We start from the raw sequence: 21,069 nt of genomic DNA on the forward strand, positions 1-21,069 counted from the left end.
GCGGCTCCTCAGGTGATTTTGATCATGTAGGCGGCCGTGGTGGGCGGCTCGGCCGGCAGGTCGGCGTAGAGCGCCTCGGGCTCCAGCCGCCAGCCGATCGGGCCGTGCCCGAGCAGTTCGACCCTGCCGGGGCGGCGCTCCAGGAGCCCGGCCGCGGTGCCGAGGCTGGTGATCGCCGTCGTCCCGTCGTCCGGCCAGGCCAGGAGGGTGGCGTACAGGGCGTCGCCGCGCCGGGTGAAGCGGATGTCGCCGGCCTTGTAGGCGCGCTCGGCCTCGTTGTAGTGCTCGTATCCCTTGGTCTCGCCCAGGCCCGTGCCGCCCTCGGCGGCGCGCGTCCAGGGAGTCGTGCCGTACACGCCCTCCCCGCACACCCGCAGCCAGTCGCCCACCTCGGCCAGCAGGCGGCGGGCGTGGGCGTCCACGGTGCCGTCGGCGTGCTGCGGGACGTTCAGCAGCAGGCAGCCGTTCTTGCTGACCACGTCGATCAGGGTGTGGATGACCTGCCGCGGGCTCTTGCGCGGATGGAACATCGGGTCGTCGTCGGAGCAGTCGAACCACTCGCCGTCGCTGGTGTCGAACTGCCACGGGTGCGCCTCGGCGGCGTCGAGCTGGCGGCGCTCGCAGTCGAGGACGACCGCCGTCCTGTCGGCGTCCGGCACCTGCTTGACGGTGACCAGGCCGCCCGTCGGGCAGGTGTTGTAGTAGTGGGCGAGCAGGTCGAGCCCGGCGGTGCTGACCGGCTCCGACTCCACCACGCTGCCCGCGTCGAACGGCAGCCGGCCGTCGTCGAGGTAGACCAGGTCGGGGCGGTAGCGGTCCAGCGCCTCCCGGACGCGGGCGTAGAAACCCTCGGCGACGGCGGCCGGCGGTCTGGCGCCGGGGGTGTGCCTGGCCGGGTAGAGGGTGGCCGGGTCGAGGCCCTCCCACCATTGGCCGGTGCCGTCGCTCTTGGTCAGCGCCCCGTCGTGGGGCTCGCCGGTGTCCGGGTCGCGGCCGTGGGCGACGTCGAGCCAGCGCCACGTCCAGTTGTTGTGGAAGCTCAGTCCGAACGGCAGCCCCGCCGCGCGGGCCGCCCGCTCCCACGCGCCGACGACGTCGCGGCGCGGGCCGATTCGGGTGGCGTTCCATTCGTGCAGGCCGGAGTCCCACAGGTCGAAGTTGTCGCAGTGGGTGGCCAGGGCGACGAAGTAGCGGGCGCCGCTGGAGACGTACAGGTCGATGAGCTCGTCGGGGTCGAAGCGCTCGGCGCGCCAGCGGGGGAACAGGTCCTTGGCGCCGCCCCGGCCGAAGTGGCCGCGGTGGTGGGCCTGCTGGCGGGTGGCCCTTGTGCGCTCCCACGGTTCCGACCAGGGCTGCATGCCGTAGAGGTGGCGGGCGTACCAGTCGCCGGAGCGGGCCACGGACTGCGGGCCCCAGTGGGACCAGATGCCGAACTTGGCCTCGCCGAACCACTGGGGGATCGGGTGGGCGCGCAGTGACTCCCAGGCGGGTTGAAATCCGGTCATTTCACCACTCGTACGTCGAAGGGGGCCAGGCGCAGCGGGCCCGGCGGCAGCGGTTCGCGGCTCCCGGTGACCTCCGTCGCCGCAGCGGCGAGCGTCACCGTGCTCTCGCGGTCGGACCAGTTGTGGGCGAACCAGAGGCGCTCGCCCTGCCCGTTGACCGCCGAACGCACGGTGACCTGGGGCGCGTCGGCGGTGACGAGGCGATCCCGCTCCGGCGCGATCCGGCGGAACAGCTCGGCCGTCAGCTCCCTGCCCGGCAGCGTGCCCACGTAGGTCACGCTCCCTTCGCCCACGCGGTTGCGTGTGATCGCGGGCCAGCGGCCGAAATGGTGGTGGTCGTAGTGCGCCAGCGGCTCGGCGCCCTCCGGCTCCAGAGCGTCGGCCCAGTGCCGGGCCACGTCCCGCGTTCCGAACCCGCGCAGGGGGACCGGTCGCGGCAGCGTCGAGTACTCCAGGTAACGCACCCCGGCCAGCTCCCGCAGCGGGCCCGGCGCGACCTCGGCCCGCGCCCTGGCCTCCTCGTCGGCGTAACCGCTGAGGAACGTCAGCACCAGGTGCCCGCCGTCGCGGACGTAGGCGGCCAGAACGTCGGCCAGCTCCGCGGACATGCAGTACAGCGCGGGCGCCACCACGACGGGATACGGGGTGAAGCGCTCCGGCGGCACGAACGCCGCCTGCATCCCGGCCTCGCACGCGCCCCGGTAGAAGGCCGTCACGATCCGCTCGTAGGCGTCCTTGTCGGGGCCGCGCCCGTCGAGGGTGAGCGGCGGCTGGAAGGTCAGCGCCCACTTGCTCTCGTGGGAGTACAGGAACGCGACGTCGGCATCCGGCGTGAGCCCCGTGAGGTCGTCGCCCGCCCGGTCGAGCTCCGCGCCCAGCCGCGCGACCTCGTCGTAGACGCGGCCCGGCGTCATGGAGTGGCCGAGGATGCCGCCCCAGTACGTCTCCGCGCCGTAGTGCAGCGTGTGCCAGTGCCAGTACGAGATCATCTCCGCGCCCCGCGCGACCAGCGCCCAGGCCGCCTGGCGGAGCTGGCCGTCGTAGGGCGGGAGGTTGAGCTGGGACCCGGCGATCGAGGTGGCGTTGGTCTCGGTCACCCAGTAGCGGGCCCCCTTCGAGGCGTACATGCGGTCGGCGGCCTGGAGCAGTTGTGACGGTTCCGCGGAGAACCAGGAGATCTCGGCCGGGGTGTCCTCGGCGTCGTGGATCAGGGCGTCCTGGGGCAGGTAGTAGGCGTTGCCGCTGGTGACCGTCAGGTGCTCCGACAGCCGCACGTCGTCAAGGGCAGACCGCTGGTAGGCCAGGCACGTGGTGAGGACCAGGTCCGGCGGCACCAGCTCGCGGACGAGCGCCGCCTGCCAGGCGATGAACTCGGTCGTGAGGTCGGCCTGGAAGCGCCGCCAGGCCAGGTCGTAGGACGGGGTGGTGTTGCCGTGGGGGCGCCACAGCTCGTTCCAGTCGCCGATGCGGTGCGACCAGTACGTCAGGCCCCACTCCTCGTTCAGCCGGGCCGGATCGCCGTAGCGGCCGGCGAGCCAGGCCGTGAACCGCTCGAACACCGGCTCGTTGTGGATCAGGTGCAGCCCCGGCTCGTTGTCGAGCTGGACGCCGGCCACGGCGGGATGGCCGCCGTGCCGGCCGACGACGGCGCGGATGACACGCTCGGCGTGGCGCAGGAACGCCGGCGCGGTGAAGTCCACCTCCTGGCGGGCGCCCCAGGGGACGCGGGAGCCGTCGGCGCGGGCGACGGCCAGCTCGGGGTGCTTGCGCTGCAGCCACGGCGGGATGGCGTAGGTGGGGGTGCCCAGCACGACGCCGATGCCGCGCTCGTGCGCGCCGTCGAGGACCGGGGTCAGCCACTCCAGGTCGAACTCGCCGTCGCGCGGCTCCCAGGTGGACCAGACGGACTCGCCGACGCGGATCGTGTCGATCTTGGCCTGGACCATCAGGTCGAGGTCTCTTGCGAGGTCCGGGGCACGCAGGTATTCCCAGTAGTAGGCGGTGCCGAATCGGATGCCGGTTGTGCGCGTCATGGGGGATTCTCGTCCTCCCCGTCGGGACGGACCGGAAGCTTAAAACGATTTACCAAATGATATATTTATTCAACCTCTCATGTCAATGCTTTTGCGCTGGTTTGCCGCGTTGGCACCGTGGAAAGTAAGGATGTTGGTTGTATATGGTGTTAAAACGTTTTGTTGCAGTGGGGGATGTATGGTCGCTTTCCACGAGGATCCCGGGCCCGGCTCCGGGCGGCGGGCGGCCCGCGCGGACTTCCGCTCCGACGCGCCGCGCCTGTCGCTCAACGGCCGCTGGCGCTTCCTGCTCTCCGGCACCGCCGACGGCACCGGCCCCACGCTGCCCGACCCGGAACTCGACGACTCCGGCTGGGAGACGATCAGGGTGCCCTCCCACTGGGTGCTGGAGGGCCACGACCAGCCGCGCTACACCAACACCGCCTACCCGTTCCCCATCGACCCGCCGTACCTGCCCGACGACAACCCCACCGGCGACTACCGCCTCCGCTTCGACCTGCCGCCGGACTGGCCCGCCGGCCGGAGCGTGCTGCGCTACCAGGGCGTCGACTCCTGCGGCACCGTCTGGCTGAACGGCGAACTGCTCGGCCACTCCAAGGGAAGCAGGCTGCCGTTCGAGTTCGACGTCACCGGGCTGGTCAGGCCGCGCGGCAACCTGCTGGCCGTACGCGTGCAGCGCTGGTCGTCCGGCAGCTACCTCGAAGACCAGGACATGTGGTGGCTGCCTGGCATCTTCCGCGACGTGGAACTGCTTTCCAGGCCCGAAGGCGGCATCGACGACTTCACCGTGCGCGCCTCGCACGACGGCACCCTTCTGGTCACCGCCGACGTCCCCGGCATCGTGGAGATCCCCGAACTCGGACTCACCGTCCCCACCGGGCAGAGCGTCACGCTCGACGGCGTCGAGCCGTGGAGCGCCGAGCACCCCCGCCTCTACCGGGGCACCCTGTCGGCGGCGGGCGAGCGCATCGAGCTCGCGATCGGGTTCAGAACCGTCGAGATCTCCGGCGGGCGGCTGCTGGTCAACGGCGTCCCCGTGCTGTTCAGGGGCGTCAACAGGCATGAGCACGACCCCGAACGCGGCCGTTCGCTCGACCGCGACACCATGATCCGCGACATCGAGCTGATGAAACGGCACAACGTCAACGCCGTCCGCACCGCCCACTACCCGCCGCACCCCGAGTTCCTGCGACTGTGCGACGAATACGGCCTTTGGGTGGTCGACGAATGCGACATCGAGACCCACGGCTTCATCTACGCGGGCTGGGAAGGCAACCCGCCCGACGAGCCGATGTGGCGCGAGGCGCTGCTCGACCGCACCCGACGCATGGTCGAGCGCGACAAGAACCACCCCAGCGTGGTCGTGTGGTCCCTCGGGAACGAGAGCGGCAGCGGCGCGGCGTTCGCCGACATCGAGAACTGGATCAGACGGCGCGACCCCACCCGGCCGCTGCACTACGAACGCGACCCGAGCTACCGGCACTCCGACTTCCACAGCCTGATGTACCCGTCGCTGGACGACCTGGAGCGCATCGGGCAGCGCAAGGAGGACCCGCCAGAAGGCGTGACGCCCGGATCCGACGAGGACGTGCGGCGGCGCGGGCTGCCGTTCCTGCTGTGCGAGTACGCCCACGCCATGGGGAACGGGCCCGGGTCGCTGTCGGACTACCAGGCGATCCTGGAGTCCTATGAGCGGTTCTGCGGGGCGTTCGTGTGGGAATGGATCGACCACGGGCTGAGCGGGCGGGACTCGCAGGGACGCCCGTACTACCGGCACGGCGGCGACATCGACGCCCAGCCGAACGGAGAGCGCTACTGCCTGGACGGGCTGCTGTTCCCCGACCGCACGCCGTCCCCTGGGCTGGCCGAACTCCGCAAGGCGATCGAACCCGTGGGCTTCGATGTCTCCGGCGGCTCGGTCATCATCACCAACAAGTACGACATGGTCGACCTCGGGCACCTCTCCTTCCGGTGGTGGGTCGAGGTGGACGGGGTGCCCGTGGAGAGGTTGACCGGGACGCTGGAGGTGCCGCGCTGCGGGGCGCGGGAGCGCGTACGGGTGCCGCTGCCCAGGTTCGGGGCCGGGAGCGCGGGGGAGGGGGAGACGTGGGTGACGATCGAGGCCGTGCTGACCGCCGCCACCCGCTGGGCGCAGGCCGGGCACGTGGTCGCCTGGACCCAGGTCCGGCTCGCCACCGGCACCCACCGCCGCCCCGCCCGCCTTTCGCTCCCCGCCGCCCCCACTCCTCCCGACGATGCCCTGCCCCCGACGACCGCCGTGGCCGTGCTGCCGGGTGTGGGGTGGGTGGGTGCCGAGCATGAGCAGCCGTTCGTCCGGGTCGGGGCGGCGGAGTTCGACGGCAGGACCGGCCGCCTGAAACGGATCGGGGAGCTCGAACTGGACGGGCCGGTGCTCGACGTGTGGCGCGCCCCCACGGAGAACGACCGCGGCCAAGGTCCCAGGAACGCGCTGGCCGCCGACTGGGAAGCGGTCGGCCTGGACCGTTTCCTGCACCGCAGCGGCGGCATCGAACGTCCAGACGACCACACGCTCGTCGTCCGAGGCCGCAGCGGCCCCGCCACCCGCACCCTCGGCTTCCGCACCACGTTCACCTACCGCTGGCGGGACGGCGCGCTCCACCTCCAGATCGACGCCGACCCGGTCGGCGACTGGCTCGACACCGCCTACGGGCACCTCAGCGTGAGCCCGCCCCGCATGGGCGCGAGGTTCACGCTGCCAGGCGGCTACACCGACGTCACCTGGTTCGGCCGAGGCCCGGAGGAGTCGTACACCGACAGCCGCGCCGCCGCCCGCGTCGGCCGGTTCACCAGCTCCATCGACGCCCTCCAGACCCCGTACGTCGTGCCGCAGGAGAACGGCAACCACGTCGAGACCCGCCGGCTCGAAGTGTCGGGCCCCGGCCTGGCGACCCTGCGCGTGGACGGCGAACCGCACCTCGACTTCACCGCCCGCCGCTGGACGAGCGAGACACTGCAGGCCGCCCGCCGCCCGCACGACCTGACCGACTCCGGCCGGGTGTGGCTGAACCTGGACCACGGACAGCAGGGCCTCGGCAGCGCCTCCTGCGGCCCCGCGCTGCCCGAGCGATACCGGGTCCCGGTCCGCCGCCACTCCTGGTCGATGACGCTGGCCGTGGTCGATTGAGCCGAGAGGATGCTGAGACCATGACAGAACCATCCAAGTTCGACTTCTGTCCGTGGCTGTTCTGGGACCACGCGACCGAGGAGGACCGCCACGCCCAGGAACGCCACCTGGCCGGGCTGCGGGACGGGATCGGCCTCGAAGCCGCGGGAAAGGTGTTCATCTCCCCGCTGGCCGCCGTCTACACCGACCGCCTGCGAACGGGCGACTTCTGCTACATCGCCGCGCACGCCTACGTCACCGACGACATCGCCATGGGCGACGACTGCACGATCAACCCGTACGCGGTGGTGCGGGGCGATGTGCGTCTCGGTTCGGCCGTGCGGGTGGGCGCGCACACGTCGCTTCTCGGCTTCAACCACGGAACCGCGCCCGACCGGCCCGTCTTCCGCCAGCCGATCACCTCGAAGGGCATCCGTATCGGGGACGACGTCTGGATCGGCTCGAACGTCGTCGTGCTCGACGGGGTGACGATCGGCGACCACGCCGTCATCGGCGCGGGTTCGGTCGTCACCAAGGACGTGCCCGCCTGGGCCATGGTCGCCGGCAACCCGGCCCGCCCCATCCGCGACCGCCGCACCCCCCGCCCACCCACCACTGCCGGGGCCGACCTGGAGGGGGCGTTGGCCGCGTTCGCAGGGCGTGCCAGGGAACAGGCTGAGGAGGTGCTGGCGCGCTGCTGGACCGGCGACCGGTACGTGGACCGTCCCGGCGCCCAGCCGACCGTACGGGCCTGGGCCGACGCCGTCGAGATCGCCGACCTGCTGCTCGGCGGCCCGCCCCCGACCCCGGCCCGCGAGGAGATCGTCGCCTTCCTCCGCGACCGCCAGGACCCGGTCACCGGCCTGGTCCCGGAGATCGGCGCCCCCGGCTCACCCGAGACGGACGACAGCGGCCGACCCGAACTGGAAGGCGTCACCGCCTACCACATCCTGTCCGTCGGATACGCGCTCGACCTGCTCGGCACCCGTTTCCACCACCCGATCCACGCGGTCGCCGACCTCGCGCCCAAGGACCTGATCGCCACCCTCGACGGCCTCGACTGGGCGCGCAACGCGTGGACGGCGGGTTCGTGGGTGGACGCGTTCGGCACCGGCCTCTACCGCAACCTCGCCGACTTCGGCGTACGCGGCGAGACCGAAACACTGTACGGCTGGCTGCTGACCCGCTGCCGCCAGGCCCACGGCATGTGGGGCGAACCGGACTCCGACGCCGGCTGGCTGCAAGTGGTCAACGGGTTCTACCGGCTCACCCGGGGAACGTTCGCCCAGTTCGGGCTGCCGCTCCCGTACCCCGAGCGGGCCGTGGACACCGTCCTCACCCAGTCCCGCGACCCCCGCTACTTCGGCCCCGGCACCGGCAACGCCTGCAACGTGCTCGACGTCATCCACCCCCTGTGGCTGACGGGCCGGCAGACCGGGCACCGCCGCGCGGAGGGTGAGGCGTGGGCCAGGGAGAACCTCGTCCGCGCCCTGGACGGCTGGCACGACGGCGCGGGCCTCAGCTTCGCCCTGACCCGGGGGAGCGGCCCCGCGCGCACCCCCGGGCTGCAGGGAACCGAGATGTGGCTGGCCATCATCTGGCTGCTGGCCGACTACCTGAGGATCTCGGACGCCCTCGGCTACCGGCCACGCGGCGTCCACCGCCCGGAACCAGCCATCGAGCTCCCCGCACCCTGACCGCCCAGCACGTCATCATCGGGGACCGGCGACGGGGTTCCCCGCCCGCTGAACGCTCAGCGGCAGCCTGACTGCGGCGGCCATCGCCCGGTGGCCCGCCGCGCTCGGGTGCAGGTGGTCTCCGCAGTCGTAGGTGGGTAGGAGGAGGACGGGCGCGGCCGGGTCGCGGAGTGCGGCGTCGAAGTCGGCCACCCCGTCGAAGGCACCGCCGTCCCGCACGAACGCGTTGACCGCCTCCCGCGCCCGCTCCCCGTCCGGGGTGTGGTACTCGGCACCGCCGAACGGTGGCAGGGTACACCCGATGACGTTTACCCCCGCCGCGTGTGCCCGTTCGACGATACGACGGTACGCGGCGACGAGCGCGTCCGCCGGCGCGCCCGCTCCGAGGTCGTTCACTCCGGCCAGCAGGATCACGGCGTCGATGCCCGGCTTGGTCAGCACCTCGGCGGTCAGTCGCTCCTCGGCCGAACGGCCGGTGCCCGCGACCAGCACGCGTCCGCCGGAGACGCCCTCGTTGGCCACGGCGAGCGGCCACGACCGGAGGAAGGCCCGGTCGGCGAGGATGTCCGGCCAGCCGTGCCCGGTCTCCGATCCCACGCCGGTGGTGATCGAGTCGCCGAGCACCGCCACGCTGGACACCCGGCCGGACACGGTAACCGTCACCGCGTCAAGCCAGTGCCACACCGCGACCTCCTGAACGAACGCGGACGCGCCTGCGTCGGCGGCGTGGTCGCCGGGTGAGGACCGATAGGCGGGGGCGGATGGCGGCTCAGGAAGGTAGGCGGTGGCGGCGGATGGACGCTCCGGTGGATAAATGGCGGTGGATGGCGGCTCCGGTGGACAGATGGGGGCGGTGGTGAGTGGTGGTTCTGACGGCCAAGCGGGCGCGGTGATGGATGGTGGTTCTGATGGCCAGGCCGGGGCGGTGATAGATGGTGGTTCTGACGGCCAGGCCGGGGCGGTGGCGCGGTTGCGGCCGGTGATTACGTCGCATTCACCGTCCAGGTAGAGGCTGATGGCGAGGCGCCGGCGGGGTCCTACCGGGTATGGGAGCGGGTCGCTGAGGGCTGTCGCGCCCGGTGCCAGCCGCACCCGGGGGCTGCCGCCGAACGTGACCATCCGGTTCGACCCCGGCTCCAGGGACGCCCCGGCGTCGGGCACGCCCACGTACACGTGCCCGAACGTCACGGGGCCGCGCCCAAACGCATTGGTCAGCCTGATCCGGAGGTCCGTACCGCCCACGCTCGTCCGCACCACGTTACGCACCGTCAGCCCGCGCAGCCCGCCGCCGCCAAGCCGTTCGGCAGCGGCGGACCAGGTCGTCACGGTACGGCCCGTCACCGCTCCCACGCTGCGGTGAACTCATAGGAGCCCGACGCGACCCGACACACCAGCGCCGCCCCGTCCACACCGATCGGCTCGATCAGCGCCCCTGGCAGTGGTGTGTCGGATTCGCGTACCGAGGTCGGGTCCGTTGTCGGTATGTGCACGGTGGCCACCGCCCCCGGCGGGATTCGGACCGAGAGCCGCAGTGTGCCTCCGTCCACCTCCCACCGGCTGCCGAGCCGCCCCAGCGGCGTGTCGTACTCCGCCGACGCCCACGTCAGCGTCCCGCCGGGCAGCGGCCGGACGAGGGGCCGGCGGAACCCCACGGAGCCGTCCTCCTGCCCGATCCCGGCGACCCCGCCGTACAGCCACGCCCCGACCGAGCCGAGCGCGTAGTGGTTGAAGGAGTTCATCGCGACGGGGCCGAAGCCTGACTCTTCGGTCCAGCCGTCCCACCGCTCCCAGATCGTGGTGGCCCCGCGCTTGATGGAGTACCCCCACGACGGGTACCGGTCGTCGTGGAGCAGGTCGTAGGCGAGGTCGGCGTGCCCGTGCGCCGACAGGACGGGCCCGAGCAGCCCCACCCCGGCGAACCCGGTGGTCAGCCGCCGTCCGCGCCGTTCCAGGTCGGCCACGAGATGTCCGACGGCGGCGGGCACGAGGTCGGTGGGGATCAGCCCGAACGTGAGCGCCAGCAGGTAGCCCGTCTGCGTGTCCCCGGTGACGCGCCCGTCGGCGGAGACGAACTCCCGTGCGAACGCCGCCCCGATCCGCGCCCGCAGATCCGCGTACCGCTCGGCGACCTCCCGCGCGCCCAGGACGGCGGCGGCCTTCGAGGTCAGTTCGGCGCTCAGCGCGAAGAAGGCGGTGGCCAGCACGTCACGGGAGGTCCGCACGCCGGCCTGCAGCCAGTCGCCGTAGTGGCTGCCGGTCCGGTTTCGCCAGATCAGGCAGGGGTTGTGGCGTTCGACGTGGTCGACCCATCGGCGCATGCTCGGCAGGCTGTCGCGCAGCACCCGCTCGTCCCCGTACACCTCGTACAGGTGCCACGGGACGATCGTCGCGGCGTCGGCCCAGCCGGGCGTGCCGTGCCGTTCGGTCATCACGTGCGGGACGACGTCCGGTACCGCGCCCTCGGCGGTCTGCGCGCAGCGCAGGTCGGCCAGCCAGCCGGTGAAGAACGCGGCAACGTCGGCGTTGTAGCAGGCGGTGGGCAGGAACACCTGGGCGTCGGCGGTCCAGCCGAGCCGTTCGTCGCGCTGCGGGCAGTCGGTCGGCACGGAGACGAAGTTGCCGCGCTGGCTCCACCGCAGGTTGCTCGTCAGCTGCCGCACCATGGCGTCGGAGCAGGAGAACTCGCCCGCCACCGGCGTGTCCGAGTGCATCGCCCGCCCGGTCACCTCGACCTCGCCGTGGTGCCCGGTGATCTCGACGTAACGGAAGCCGTGAACGGTGAAACGCGGCTCGAACACCTCCTCCTGCCGTCCCGCCGCGATGTAGTGGTCGGTCGCCTCGGCCGAGCGCAGGTTGGCCGTGTAAAGGACGCCGTCGTCGTCGAGCGCCTCGCCGTGGCGCAGCGTGACGTGGTCGCCCGCGCGGGCGCCCCGCAGGACGATCCGGACCCGGCCAGCGAAGTTCTGCCCCAGGTCGACGAGAGTACGGCCGTCGTCACTGCGGACGGACACCGGCGCGAGGTCCTGCGTGACTCGGACCGGCTCGGCGACGGACGGCACCAGGACGCCGTGGTCGGTGGAGACGATCCTGGCGGGGGCCCACGAGGTGTCGTCGAAGCCGGGCAGGTCCCAGCCGGGGAGTTCGAGGCGGGCGTCGTACCACTCTCCCATCAGCAGGTCGGCGTAGCGCAGCGGCCCGACGCTCTCCCGCCAGCGCTCGTCGGTGCCGACGACCGTGCGCGAGCCGTCCTCGTGGTCGGCCACGATCTGCACCAGCAGTTCGGGACGGCGGCCGTACCGCTGCGCCTGCTGCCTGCCGTCCCAGCCGAGGCTGCCCGACCACCAGCCGTCCGCGAGCACCGCGCCCACGCACACGGTCCCGTCCCCGACCAGGTTCGTGACGTCGTAGACCTGGTAGGGGATACGGTGCCGGTACTCGGTCCAGCCGGGGGTCAGCTCGCCGTCGCCCGCCCGGACGCCGTTGACGCGCAACTCGTACAGGCCGCGCGCGGTGCACACGATCCGGACCGAGGTCGCCTGCGGCAGCTCCAGTTCCCGACGGAAGTAGCGCGGCGCGGGCAGGCTGGCCGTGCGGACGCTGCGCGGCTCACGGTCGTCGGTGGGCGGCTCGAACGGCGGCTCGGTCTCCGGGTCGTGCCCGATCCAGGCCGCCCGCCACTCGTCGGCGTGCAGCACCCCGGTCTCGAACCACGACCGCGTCGCCCCGCCCGACGTCGCCTCGTCCGACGCCGTCCCGCCTGACGTCGCCTCGCCTGATCGCGTCGTCCCGCGCGAGCGCACCTCGACCTGCCAGGTGTAGCGGCCGAACGACGTCAGTGGCGCGCCCCCGTAGTCGGCGGCGACGGCGTCGCCTTCGACCCAGCCGCTGTCCCAGGCCAGGACGCCGCCCCGCGCGTGCACGCGGATCCGGTAGGCGGTCTGCGCGTCGCCGCGCCGGTCGGAGGCCAGCCGCCAGCTCAGCCGGGGGACCGGCGTGCCGATCCCGAGCGGGGTGCCGCGGTGTTCGCAGCGCAGGTCGTACGGCCGCAGCGTCGCGGACGAGGGGGCCGCCGGCAGGGTCCACGTCATGCCCACGTCCATTCCGTCGCCGGCCGCGTCAGCGCGTACGCGCGCCTGGGCGCCGTGGGGTGGACCTTGCGCCCGCTGTACATCGGCCGGGCGGTTCCCTCGGGGCTGATCCCGATCACGTCGTCTCCTCGCCAGCGCACCTGGTACTCGCGTCCGGCCGCGATCTCGGTGCTCGTCGTCTCCGGGACCGGGAAGGTGACTGTGACGCGCTCGCCCTTGCGGGGTGCGGGGATCGACAGGTAACCGTCGGGGGCCCACGCCCCGGCCTCAGCGCCGTCGAAACCGGCCTCGCCACGGCTCACGCGGACCTTGGCGTACCCGGCCCAGTCCGGCACCCGCAGCCGCAGCTCCCGCAGGTCCTCGTGCACGTCCAGGTCGACCCGGCCCTCGTGCGGCAGGTGGCTGAGCACGGTGACCTGCCGGGTGGCCCTGGTGAGGAGGAGGTTCACGCGGACGGTCCGCTCGTCGCCGGTGACGATCGAGTTCCAGCCCCAGAACAGGCCGCGCACGCCGGAGCCGACGCAGCACGCCTGCACGTCGGCGGTGTGCCCTCGGCCGAGTTCGACGTCGCAGACGTAGTCGTTGGGCGCGCCGTACCCGGCGAACGCGCCGCGCACCCGCTCGCCGACCCTGACGTGGGTGGTCCAGCCCGGCTCGTCGCCCGAGGCGTCGGGCGCGGACTCGACCCAGCTCAGGTCCAGCAGCTGCGACTCCACCAGGTGGTTGCGCAGGAAGCGCTCGACCACGCCCCAGTAGCGGGTGTGTCCCGACCTGGCCAGTGTGGTGCCGGTGCCGATCAGGTCCACCAGCGAGCAGCTCTCGTGTTCGTAGCGCTGGTCGGCCAGGTCGCCGGGCGTCCAGCCGAACGCGGTGGCCTGGCCGAGCGCCCAGTCGTAGGCGCGGCTCACGTACGCGGTCAGCGCGTGGTCGCCGGTGAAGGCGGCATACCTGGCGAGCCCTTCGAGGGTGCCGAGCCGGGTGTGGAAGTGTCCGCTGCGGTAGGCGCGGGCGGGATTGAAACTCCCGTCCTCCCCGTAGACGCCGCTCTTGTGCACGATCAGCCGGGCGAACCAGGCGCACAATTCCAGCGCGTCCTCGTTGCCCGTCGCCTGGTGGTAGCGGAGCAGCGGCATGATCAACCGGCCGCTGAACGAGGCGGGGTCGGGGGCCAGGTGCAGCGCGATCGCGTTCGGGGACGGCCAGCCGTCAGGGGTGTACTCGGAGGCCGGGTAGAACCAGACGTCGCGCTCCTTGATCGCGATCCGCTTCAGCGCGGCCACGTGCCGGTCGGCCCACTTCTTCGCCTCCGGATCGCCGTCGGAGACGTACCAGGTGGTCAGCGACAGGAGCACGGCGCGCTGGTCGATGAGGTTGGCGTTGGCGGGCCAGCCGACCTCGGGGCGCGCCAGCCGGTAGCTCAGCCCGTCGGCGCCGAAGAAGCCGATCAGCCGCCGCCTGAACCCCTCCTCCGCCTCCCGCCAGGTGTCCTTGCCCGTCATCTGCCTGGCCAGCAGGCAGGCGTCGAGGAGCCGGCCGTGGCTGGAGCCCCAGTCCCAGTCGCCGTGCCGCAGCGTCGCGGGGCGGGCCAGCAGGTCGGCGCTGAAGTACGGGATGCCGTCCATGTCCTCGTCGGGCAGGCCGGTCACGGCGTTCATCGCCAGTTCGGCCCGTTCTTCGAGTAACACCGTGTCGGGGATCTCTGGCATGGCCGTCCCTTCACATAAATATTCAAATGCGCATATTCAGCCTGCGTGACGAGATCGGCCGCGTCAAGATCTCCTGTGCATATATATTCATATCTTGTTGGATATGTTTGCCTGGGGCAGGATGGCGGCATGAGCGATTCGGTTGTGCGTCCGCGTCCCGACGCGGCGGTGACCCTGCGCCCGGTCGCCGGCGCGCGTCTCAACGGCGGCTTCTGGGGTGCGCGGCAGCGGGTCAACCGCGAGGTGACGATCCCGCTGGGCGGCGAGCGCGTCCGGGAGTCCGGCGCGTTCGACAACCTGAAGCTGGCCGGCCGCGGTGCGGGAGGGGAGCACCGCGGCAAGATCTTCGCCGACTCCGACGTCTACAAGTGGCTCGAAGCCCTCGCGTGGGAGCGCGGCAGGGCCGGCGGGGACGACCTCGCCAGGGCCTACGAGGAGGCGTCGGAGCTCGTCGAAGCCGCCCAGGCTCCCGACGGCTACCTCCACACCCACACCCAGCTCACCGGCCGTCCCCGCTACGGAGACCTGGCCTCCAGCCACGAGCTCTACTGCGCGGGTCACCTCATGCAGGCCGCCGTCGCCGGCAGCCGCGCCACCGGCGACCGCAGACTGCTCGAGGTCGCCACCCGCTTCGCCGACCACCTCGTCAAGGACCTGCCTCCCGACGCGCTCGACGGGCACCCGGAGATCGAGACCGCCCTGACCGAGCTCTACCGGGAAACAGGGACGCGCCCCTACCTCGACCTGGCCGCCCGCATGATCGCCACCCGCGGCCGGGAACTCCTCCCGCTCAAGGGCCACCACGGGCCCGGCATTCGCCAGGACCGCGTGCCGCCGCGCGAGGCCGCCACGGTCGAGGGGCATGCCGTCCGCGCCGTGTACCTCGCCGCCGGAGCCGCCGACGTCGCCGCGGAAACCTCCGACCAAGGGCTGCTGGACGCTCTGGAGCGGCAGTGGGCCGACATGGTGGCGACCAAGACGTACCTGACGGGAGGACTCGGCTCCGTCTGGTACGGCGAGCAGTTCGGCGGCCCGCACGAGCTGACCCCCGAGACCGCGTACTGCGAGACCTGCGCGGCCGTCGGCAGCGTCCAGTGGTCGTGGCGCATGCTCCTGGCCACCGGAGCCGCGCAGTACGCCGACCTCATGGAACGCACCCTGTACAACGCCGTCCTGCCCGGGATCTCCCTGAGCGGCGACCGCTTCTTCTACGTCAACGCGCTCCGGGTACGCGCCGGAGCCAACCCCGACGACCGGCGCGCCGCCGCCCGGGGCCGCCAGGACTGGTACGGCACCGCCTGCTGCCCGCCCAACGTGATGCGCCTGCTCTCCTCCCTCGACCACTACCTGGCCACCCGGGACGGCGACGGCGTCCAGCTCCACCTGTACGCGCCCGGCACCATCCGGGCGGGGGAGGTGCTGCTGGAGGTCGAGACCGACTACCCGTGGGACGGCCGCGTAGAGATCGTGATCCGCGAAACCCCCGACCACCCGTGGACGCTCTCGACCCGCATCCCGTCGTGGTCGTCCGACGCGGTCGTCGAGGGGACGCTCGCGGGCACGCGATCGGATGGGACGCTCGCGGGTGCGGGTGCGGGTGCGGGTGCGGGTGCGGGTGCGGGTGCGGGCGTTGGCTTTGGCGCCGATGCCGAACCGGGCACCTACCACCGCGTCCGGCGCACCTGGCGCCCGGGGGACCGGATCACGCTCGACCTCGGCGTCCGGCCCCGCCTGACCGTCGCCGTACCTCGCCTGGACGTGGCCCGCGGCCAGGTCGCTGTCGAACGCGGCCCCCTCGTCTACTGCCTGGAACAGACCGACCACCCCGGCGTCATCGTCGACGACCTGTGCCTGGCTGACGCGGATCTCCGCGACGGGACGCCGCTCGCCGGCCTGCCCGCCGACGTGGTGCCGGTCACCGCGCGCGGCCGGGCCCACGTGCACCGGGAGGACGACGGCGGCTCTCCCTACCGCACCGCTGCCGCGCCTCGCGAAGCGGACCACGCGGGCCCGATCGACCTCACATTCGTCCCCTACTACGCCTGGGCCAACCGCGGCACCGGCCCCATGACCGTCTGGGCCCCCATGCACGCGGACTGATCTCCGGGCGCGTCCGGCTGGCCCGAAGCCGCCGCCGGACGCGCCCGGTCTCACCACCGCAGCTGTGAGGCCGTCGCGCTCGCAGATAGTCCCTCGGCCAGGCCGCGTCCGCCCGATCAAGGCTCAGTCGCTGACGGGCTTGTCGCCGGGAGCGCCGGGTTCGGTGCGTTGGCCGACGAAGCTGCCCAGGTTGGGGATGGCGCAGAGGATGATTGTGATGGGCCGTCGGCTGATCGCGGCGTTCACGGCGAACGCGAGAACACCACGATGTTCGCCCTTGGCCCGGTCAGTCGCCGCCAGCCGAGCCGTTCGTAGAACCTGATCGCGTCAGCCGCTTGCGGGGCGGTCAGCAGCCAGCAGGAGTCGGTGCGGCCGCGCAGGAGGTCGAGGATTCGCCCCGCGAGGCCCCGTCCGCGCGCGTGTGGGCTCACCGCCAGTTCGTCCACCTCCAGCGCTCCAACCAGCCGCGTTTCCACCGCGTCACCTAGTTCGGCACGGACGAGGTCGTAGGCGCGGCCGGTGGGGAAGGGCCTTGGGGTGCGCCATGCCGTACCGAAACCAGCGGGTTCGCCGTTGTCGCTGGCCAGCACCGCCGTGAATCCGGGGCGTTGCGCGTCCGCGGTCAGGCGTTCGGCGAAGGCGTCGGCGGCGCGCTCGTCCTCGTGCCATGGCGGGCCGCCGAACGCGGCCCGGTAGATCTTCACTAGGTGAGGGGTGCGGGCCAGGATCTCCTGACCGGTGAGACGTTCGAGGTTCATGCGGGCGTCCGTACCTTTCCGCACGTCAGCGTGCCTTGACCGGACGGAGGATGGTGCTGCGCAGGCGGGCGATGGGCAGAAGCATCAGCAGGCCGATCGTGCCCAGCACGCCGAAGGCGAGAGTGAAGTCGCCCGTGGCGTCGCGCAGCGCGCCCACCAGAAGGGGGGCCAGCGCGGCACAGCCATACCCGACGAAGAACGCCATCGCGCTGATCCGCCCCGCCTCGCCGGGGTCGCGGCCGGCCAGCACGGGCAGGGTCAGCACGAGCGTGAACAGCCCGCCGTGCCCCACGCCCAGCGCCGCGATCCACACCCATGTCGCAGTGTCGGGCGCGTACGCCAGCCCCAGGAAGCCGGCCGCGGTCAGCGTCATCATGACGGCCAGGCCCGCCCACGTGCCGCGGCGTTCTCCCAGCAGCGCCGGTACGGCCAGCATCGCGACGACCTGAATGGAGATCATCACGGTCAGCATGATCCCGGCGGTCGCCGCGTCGCGACCGGCGTCATCGTGCAACAGCGGCGTCACCCAGGCCAGCTCGCAGTAGTACAGGGCGGAGTTGACGGCCGACAACATGGTGATGTGCCAGGCCACGCCACTGCGCCATGGCATCTGCTTGGTCGCGGGCCCGGCGGGGGCCGTGACGTTGTCCAGACTCAGGGAGCCCTTGGCGGCGGACCACAGCGCGACGCCTGCCAGTGCGAGCACCGCCCAGGACGCCAGCGCTCCCGGCCAGGAGCCGAGGGCATCGGCCAACGGCGCGCTCACTCCGGCCGCCACCGCGCCGCCCAGGCCGAGTCCTGCGGTGTAGAGGCCGGTGACCAGCCCGGCGCGGGCGGCGAAGCGCGTCTTGACCACGGCGGGCAGCAGCGTCTGGGCGATGGCGATCCCTGCTCCGACGATTGCCGCGCTGCTCAGTTGGAGCCAGGTGGACTCGCCGAGCAGGCGCGCCGCCGTAGCCAGGGCGATGATCACGAGCCCGGCGAGCACGCCGGACTGCAGGCCGTATCGTCGGCCCGCGTACGCGGCCAGTGGCGCGCACACCCCCATGGCCAATGTCGGGACCGTGGTCAGCAGCGACACGCCGGTCGCCGACAGATCCAGGTCTGCGCGGATGCGGTCGACGAGCGGCGAGACGGCCGCGATGGTCGGCCGCAGGTTTGCCGCCGCGACGAATAACGCCAGGGCGGCCACTCCCAGGGATGCGCGGCTGGATTGCAGTGCTGTCTGCGTCATGGGCACTCCAACGACTTATCTCGGATATTTTATATCCGAGTTCATATCACATCTCGGACACCTCCTGTCCGGGATGGGTAGGGTGGGGGCATGAAGATGTCGAGCGGGGTGGAGTGGGCGTTGCACAGCTGCGTCACGCTCAGCCAGAGCCGCGAGCCGGTGCCGGCGGCACGACTGGCGGAACTGCACGGCACCCCGCCGGCGTACACGGCCAAGCAACTGCAGGCACTGTCGCGGGCCGGAATCGTCCACTCCACCATGGGCCAGGTCGGCGGCTACAGCCTCACCAGGCCCGCCTCGGAGATCAGCGCCCTGGAGGTGGTGCAGGCCATCGACGGAGACGAGCCCGCGTATCGATGTACCGAGATCCGGCAGCGCGGACCCCTTGGCATCCCCGCCGAACGGTGCTCACGGCCATGCGCGATCGCCCGAGCCATGACCGCCGCCCAAGACGCCTGGTCACGCGCACTCGCCCAGCTCTCCATCGCCGACTTGGCAGCCGACATCGACGCCGACAGCGACGGGACCGCCATGCCCGACATACGCCGCTGGCTGACCACTACCAGGAGTTGACCGTCGGTGAAAGCCGCCGCCGGACGCGCCCGGTCCCATCGCCGCAGGGGCCAACTGCCGCCCTTGAAAGGATTGGATCTTCATGCGTCAGCCGTACACCGTTCTGGTTTTTGTGTACCGGATCGCGGCAGGGTCGCCCGAGTACGCCATTTTCCAGCGGGCCGACGATTCCAACTGGCAGAGCGTGAGCGGCGGAGTGGAGGAAGGCGAAGATCTGGGGGCGGCCCGGCGTGAGGCTGCCGAGGAGACCGGTCTGCACGACATGGGTCCGCTCCGCAAACTCGACATGGTGAGCGGCGTGGAGAAAACCTGCTTCGCGGCCGCCAAGCACTGGCCTGCGAACCTCTACATCGTGCCGAAGCATTTCTTCGCCATGGACGTCACCCACGTCGCATCCGAGATCGTGCTGTCCGATGAACACCGTGACATGCGTTGGCTCGCGTACGAAGCGGCATACGAAACGCTGCGGTACGACGATGACAAAACAGCGCTCTGGGAGCTCGATCAGCGCATCCTCCGCGATTACTTGCCGGCGGCCCAATGACGTGAGCCGGCTTACCGAGGAACCGACCACCCGACGTTTCCGGCAACGACGTGGACAGTCGGCATTGATATTGATCATGGGACACCTCAGGCAGGTTTCTCTGAACTTTGGGGCCGTTCCCTCCCAAAGCCTCTGATCTGCAGCTCTCTGAAACCGAATCGGTGATGCCAGAGAAATCACAGCGAGATGTTCCGGAGAGCGAGAGCCGCTCCGCCTCAGTACTGTGACTTCGCATCCCGGTGCCGGCCCCGGTGCGGTTCGGCGAACCGTCCGAGCGCTTCCCCAAGCACTGGACCGTGATGACGTGGGTTCCCGGCGAGCCGCTTGACCACGGCTCGATCAGCCGCGGCGCCCACGCGGCCGACACTCTGGCGGGCTTCCTTCAGGCGCTCCACGTGGAGGCGCCCGCCGAGGCCCCGGCCAGTTCGCGGCCGCACGGTTCTTCGACGCGTACGAGCACGCGGACGAGGCAACGATCAGGCGCGCCCGCGGGCTGGCCGCCATGAAGAGCCTCTTCCTGATGCTCATGGGGCAGAACGGAGACCGGGGCCTTCCCGGTGGCAAGCCGAACTGGGGACCTGCAGGCCGGGCGTGAGAGTGTCTCGACTGCCTCGGAGGCGGCCAGGCCGAAGGGAACGGGTCATGAATTCGATCATGCAGGCGGCGGCGAGTGGCTTCCCGCAAGGCCAGGAGGAGAGTGACCTGCTCGTCCGGCTGCGGGATCGGCTCGTGAAGCTCGGTGTCCGTGCCGAGTTGCGGGACAACAAAAGCGCGCTCATGGTGTACAAGCCTGAGCCGGGTCGGCCGGTGTGGGTGTTCGTCGGGTACGGCGGGGCCTACTACTCCTGGCAGTACGTCGAGCGGCGGCACCCGACCAGTGACGTCGAGGGTGCGGCGATCGTCCTGGCTGAGTACATCGCCAGGTGATCACGGGCGTCGCTAGGCGACCTGACCACCAGTTCGTACCCGGGCGCTCAGGGCCAGAGCTCGCCGTCATCGGGCGGTACGTCACGCGCGTGCGGCCCCTGAACGAAGCGCGTGTGTTCGCGGCTCAGCCATTCCGCGGTCAGGCGGGCTCCGGTGATTCGCTCCGCCAGGATGAGGGCGTGCACCTTCCACTCATCGAAGGAAGGCGGCCTCCACTCCTGCGCACCCATTGGCGGCGGCTCCGCTGACAATGACAGCCCTCGCAGCTGGCCGGCGAGGGGTGATGGGGCGCCATCCGGCTCCGCGCCCCAGGCGAAGCGGCACAGTTCGCGTCCATCCTTGGCATAGTGCAGGTTGTAGTGCCGCATGGTGTCCCCGAACCACAAGGACACCGCCTCTCCACCGGACGAGAGCCGGGGCAAGGCCTCCGCGCCGTTCCAGTCGTCCGGTTCCAGGACGAGGATCCACGGAGCCAACTCCCCGACGACCAGCGTTTTTCCATGGCCGGATTCCTGAACGTGCTGCCCTGCCTCTTCGCTCGCCTCCCTGAGGGAACGTCTCACGGCGCTGGGCGGGAGTCCTCCCAGCGCGATGGCCACGTCCTCAACACCCGCGGCCCGGCACCAGGTGAGGCTGACGTCCGGCAGTGACGCCGCGAGGTCGGCCACAACACGGAGATAGAGGTTTTCGAGGTCGGTCGACATTGACATCCTGAATGCGAGAAAGGCCGCTGCGGCCCTCCGCCGGACCGGCGGGGGC

General features: G+C 71.5%; 16 protein-coding genes. 7 read left to right on the forward strand and 9 right to left on the reverse strand.

The window, feature by feature from the left end:
• Nucleotides 1-8 precede the first annotated feature (8 nt).
• Nucleotides 9-1,505: an alpha-L-fucosidase gene (locus tag ACFOY2_RS02735; RefSeq protein WP_379526280.1), complete on the reverse strand. Its 1,497-nt coding sequence runs from the start codon at nt 1,503-1,505 to the stop codon at nt 9-11.
• The gene (locus tag ACFOY2_RS02740) at nt 1,502-3,538 is read right to left on the reverse strand and encodes a beta-galactosidase (protein ID WP_379526281.1); all 2,037 of its coding nucleotides are present in this window, start codon (nt 3,536-3,538) and stop codon (nt 1,502-1,504) included. Before ACFOY2_RS02740 ends, ACFOY2_RS02735 begins: the two co-directional genes overlap by 4 nt.
• A gap of 178 nt (nt 3,539-3,716) precedes the next feature.
• Here ACFOY2_RS02740 and ACFOY2_RS02745 point away from each other — a divergent pair, with 178 nt between their 5' ends.
• Entirely contained in the window at nt 3,717-6,704 is a 2,988-nt protein-coding gene (locus ACFOY2_RS02745) for a glycoside hydrolase family 2 TIM barrel-domain containing protein (protein ID WP_379526282.1), read from the forward strand.
• Nucleotides 6,705-6,724: 20 nt separating this feature from the next.
• Nucleotides 6,725-8,380: an acyltransferase gene (locus ACFOY2_RS02750; protein ID WP_379526283.1), complete on the forward strand. Its 1,656-nt coding sequence runs from the start codon at nt 6,725-6,727 to the stop codon at nt 8,378-8,380.
• Between the two features lie 15 nt (nt 8,381-8,395).
• On the opposite strand, the gene ACFOY2_RS02755 is transcribed toward ACFOY2_RS02750, so the two are convergent.
• From ACFOY2_RS02755 to ACFOY2_RS02765, 3 genes are read right to left on the reverse strand one after another with little or no spacing between them, the layout of a single operon-like run.
• Nucleotides 8,396-9,721, reverse strand: a complete 1,326-nt coding sequence (locus tag ACFOY2_RS02755) for a GDSL-type esterase/lipase family protein (RefSeq protein ID WP_379526284.1) — start codon at nt 9,719-9,721, stop codon at nt 8,396-8,398.
• Nucleotides 9,718-12,468 carry an alpha-L-rhamnosidase gene (locus tag ACFOY2_RS02760; RefSeq protein ID WP_379526285.1) on the reverse strand — a complete coding sequence of 917 codons (2,751 nt, stop codon included), beginning with the start codon at nt 12,466-12,468 and terminating at the stop codon, nt 9,718-9,720. Before ACFOY2_RS02760 ends, ACFOY2_RS02755 begins: the two co-directional genes overlap by 4 nt.
• Entirely contained in the window at nt 12,465-14,174 is a 1,710-nt protein-coding gene (locus tag ACFOY2_RS02765) for a hypothetical protein (protein WP_379526286.1), read from the reverse strand. Before ACFOY2_RS02765 ends, ACFOY2_RS02760 begins: the two co-directional genes overlap by 4 nt.
• Before the next feature lie 129 nt (nt 14,175-14,303).
• On the opposite strand from ACFOY2_RS02765, the gene ACFOY2_RS02770 reads away from it, so the two are divergent.
• Nucleotides 14,304-16,274: a glycoside hydrolase family 127 protein gene (locus ACFOY2_RS02770; RefSeq protein WP_379526287.1), complete on the forward strand. Its 1,971-nt coding sequence runs from the start codon at nt 14,304-14,306 to the stop codon at nt 16,272-16,274.
• Nucleotides 16,275-16,397: 123 nt separating this feature from the next.
• On the opposite strand, the gene ACFOY2_RS02775 is transcribed toward ACFOY2_RS02770, so the two are convergent.
• Genes ACFOY2_RS02775 through ACFOY2_RS02785 form a run of 3 tightly spaced genes read right to left on the reverse strand, consistent with a single transcriptional unit; the run spans nt 16,398 to nt 18,266 of the window.
• A complete protein-coding gene (locus ACFOY2_RS02775) occupies nt 16,398-16,520 on the reverse strand; it encodes a hypothetical protein (protein ID WP_379526288.1) in 123 nt (40 codons plus the stop codon).
• Nucleotides 16,517-17,032, reverse strand: a complete 516-nt coding sequence (locus ACFOY2_RS02780) for a GNAT family N-acetyltransferase (protein WP_357815107.1) — start codon at nt 17,030-17,032, stop codon at nt 16,517-16,519. Before ACFOY2_RS02780 ends, ACFOY2_RS02775 begins: the two co-directional genes overlap by 4 nt.
• A 25-nt stretch (nt 17,033-17,057) precedes the next feature.
• Nucleotides 17,058-18,266, reverse strand: coding sequence for an MFS transporter (locus ACFOY2_RS02785; RefSeq protein ID WP_357815109.1), 1,209 nt, complete (start codon nt 18,264-18,266; stop codon nt 17,058-17,060).
• 90 nt (nt 18,267-18,356) lie between these two features.
• Here ACFOY2_RS02785 and ACFOY2_RS02790 point away from each other — a divergent pair, with 90 nt between their 5' ends.
• From ACFOY2_RS02790 to ACFOY2_RS02805, 4 genes are all read left to right on the forward strand, one after another.
• On the forward strand, nt 18,357-18,839 hold the full coding sequence (locus ACFOY2_RS02790) for an RrF2 family transcriptional regulator (protein ID WP_357815111.1): 483 nt from the start codon (nt 18,357-18,359) through the stop codon (nt 18,837-18,839).
• 82 nt (nt 18,840-18,921) lie between these two features.
• Nucleotides 18,922-19,383 (forward strand): NUDIX hydrolase, encoded by a 462-nt coding sequence (locus ACFOY2_RS02795; RefSeq protein WP_379526289.1) that lies wholly within the window; start codon nt 18,922-18,924, stop codon nt 19,381-19,383.
• 251 nt (nt 19,384-19,634) lie between these two features.
• A complete protein-coding gene (locus tag ACFOY2_RS02800) occupies nt 19,635-19,889 on the forward strand; it encodes a hypothetical protein (RefSeq protein ID WP_379526290.1) in 255 nt (84 codons plus the stop codon).
• A gap of 136 nt (nt 19,890-20,025) precedes the next feature.
• Nucleotides 20,026-20,310, forward strand: a complete 285-nt coding sequence (locus tag ACFOY2_RS02805) for a hypothetical protein (RefSeq protein ID WP_379526291.1) — start codon at nt 20,026-20,028, stop codon at nt 20,308-20,310.
• Between the two features lie 47 nt (nt 20,311-20,357).
• Here the strand turns inward: ACFOY2_RS02805 and ACFOY2_RS02810 are convergent, their stop codons facing one another.
• Nucleotides 20,358-21,014, reverse strand: coding sequence for a DUF6461 domain-containing protein (locus tag ACFOY2_RS02810; protein WP_379526292.1), 657 nt, complete (start codon nt 21,012-21,014; stop codon nt 20,358-20,360).
• Between the last annotated feature and the right edge of the window lie 55 nt (nt 21,015-21,069).

The sequence above is a fragment of the Nonomuraea purpurea genome (assembly GCF_042650645.1).
GTDB lineage: Bacteria > Actinomycetota > Actinomycetes > Streptosporangiales > Streptosporangiaceae > Nonomuraea > Nonomuraea purpurea.

Coding starts and splice junctions, on each gene's coding strand:
- ACFOY2_RS02735 (WP_379526280.1), bottom strand. CDS start 1,505: ATGACCGGATTTCAACCCGCCTGGGAGTCACTGCGCGCCCACCCGATC.
- ACFOY2_RS02740 (WP_379526281.1), bottom strand. CDS start 3,538: ATGACGCGCACAACCGGCATCCGATTCGGCACCGCCTACTACTGGGAA.
- ACFOY2_RS02745 (WP_379526282.1), top strand. CDS start 3,717: ATGGTCGCTTTCCACGAGGATCCCGGGCCCGGCTCCGGGCGGCGGGCG.
- ACFOY2_RS02750 (WP_379526283.1), top strand. CDS start 6,725: ATGACAGAACCATCCAAGTTCGACTTCTGTCCGTGGCTGTTCTGGGAC.
- ACFOY2_RS02760 (WP_379526285.1), bottom strand. CDS start 12,468: ATGACGTGGACCCTGCCGGCGGCCCCCTCGTCCGCGACGCTGCGGCCG.
- ACFOY2_RS02765 (WP_379526286.1), bottom strand. CDS start 14,174: ATGCCAGAGATCCCCGACACGGTGTTACTCGAAGAACGGGCCGAACTG.
- ACFOY2_RS02770 (WP_379526287.1), top strand. CDS start 14,304: ATGAGCGATTCGGTTGTGCGTCCGCGTCCCGACGCGGCGGTGACCCTG.
- ACFOY2_RS02780 (WP_357815107.1), bottom strand. CDS start 17,032: ATGAACCTCGAACGTCTCACCGGTCAGGAGATCCTGGCCCGCACCCCT.
- ACFOY2_RS02785 (WP_357815109.1), bottom strand. CDS start 18,266: ATGACGCAGACAGCACTGCAATCCAGCCGCGCATCCCTGGGAGTGGCC.
- ACFOY2_RS02790 (WP_357815111.1), top strand. CDS start 18,357: ATGAAGATGTCGAGCGGGGTGGAGTGGGCGTTGCACAGCTGCGTCACG.
- ACFOY2_RS02795 (WP_379526289.1), top strand. CDS start 18,922: ATGCGTCAGCCGTACACCGTTCTGGTTTTTGTGTACCGGATCGCGGCA.
- ACFOY2_RS02805 (WP_379526291.1), top strand. CDS start 20,026: ATGAATTCGATCATGCAGGCGGCGGCGAGTGGCTTCCCGCAAGGCCAG.
- ACFOY2_RS02810 (WP_379526292.1), bottom strand. CDS start 21,014: ATGTCGACCGACCTCGAAAACCTCTATCTCCGTGTTGTGGCCGACCTC.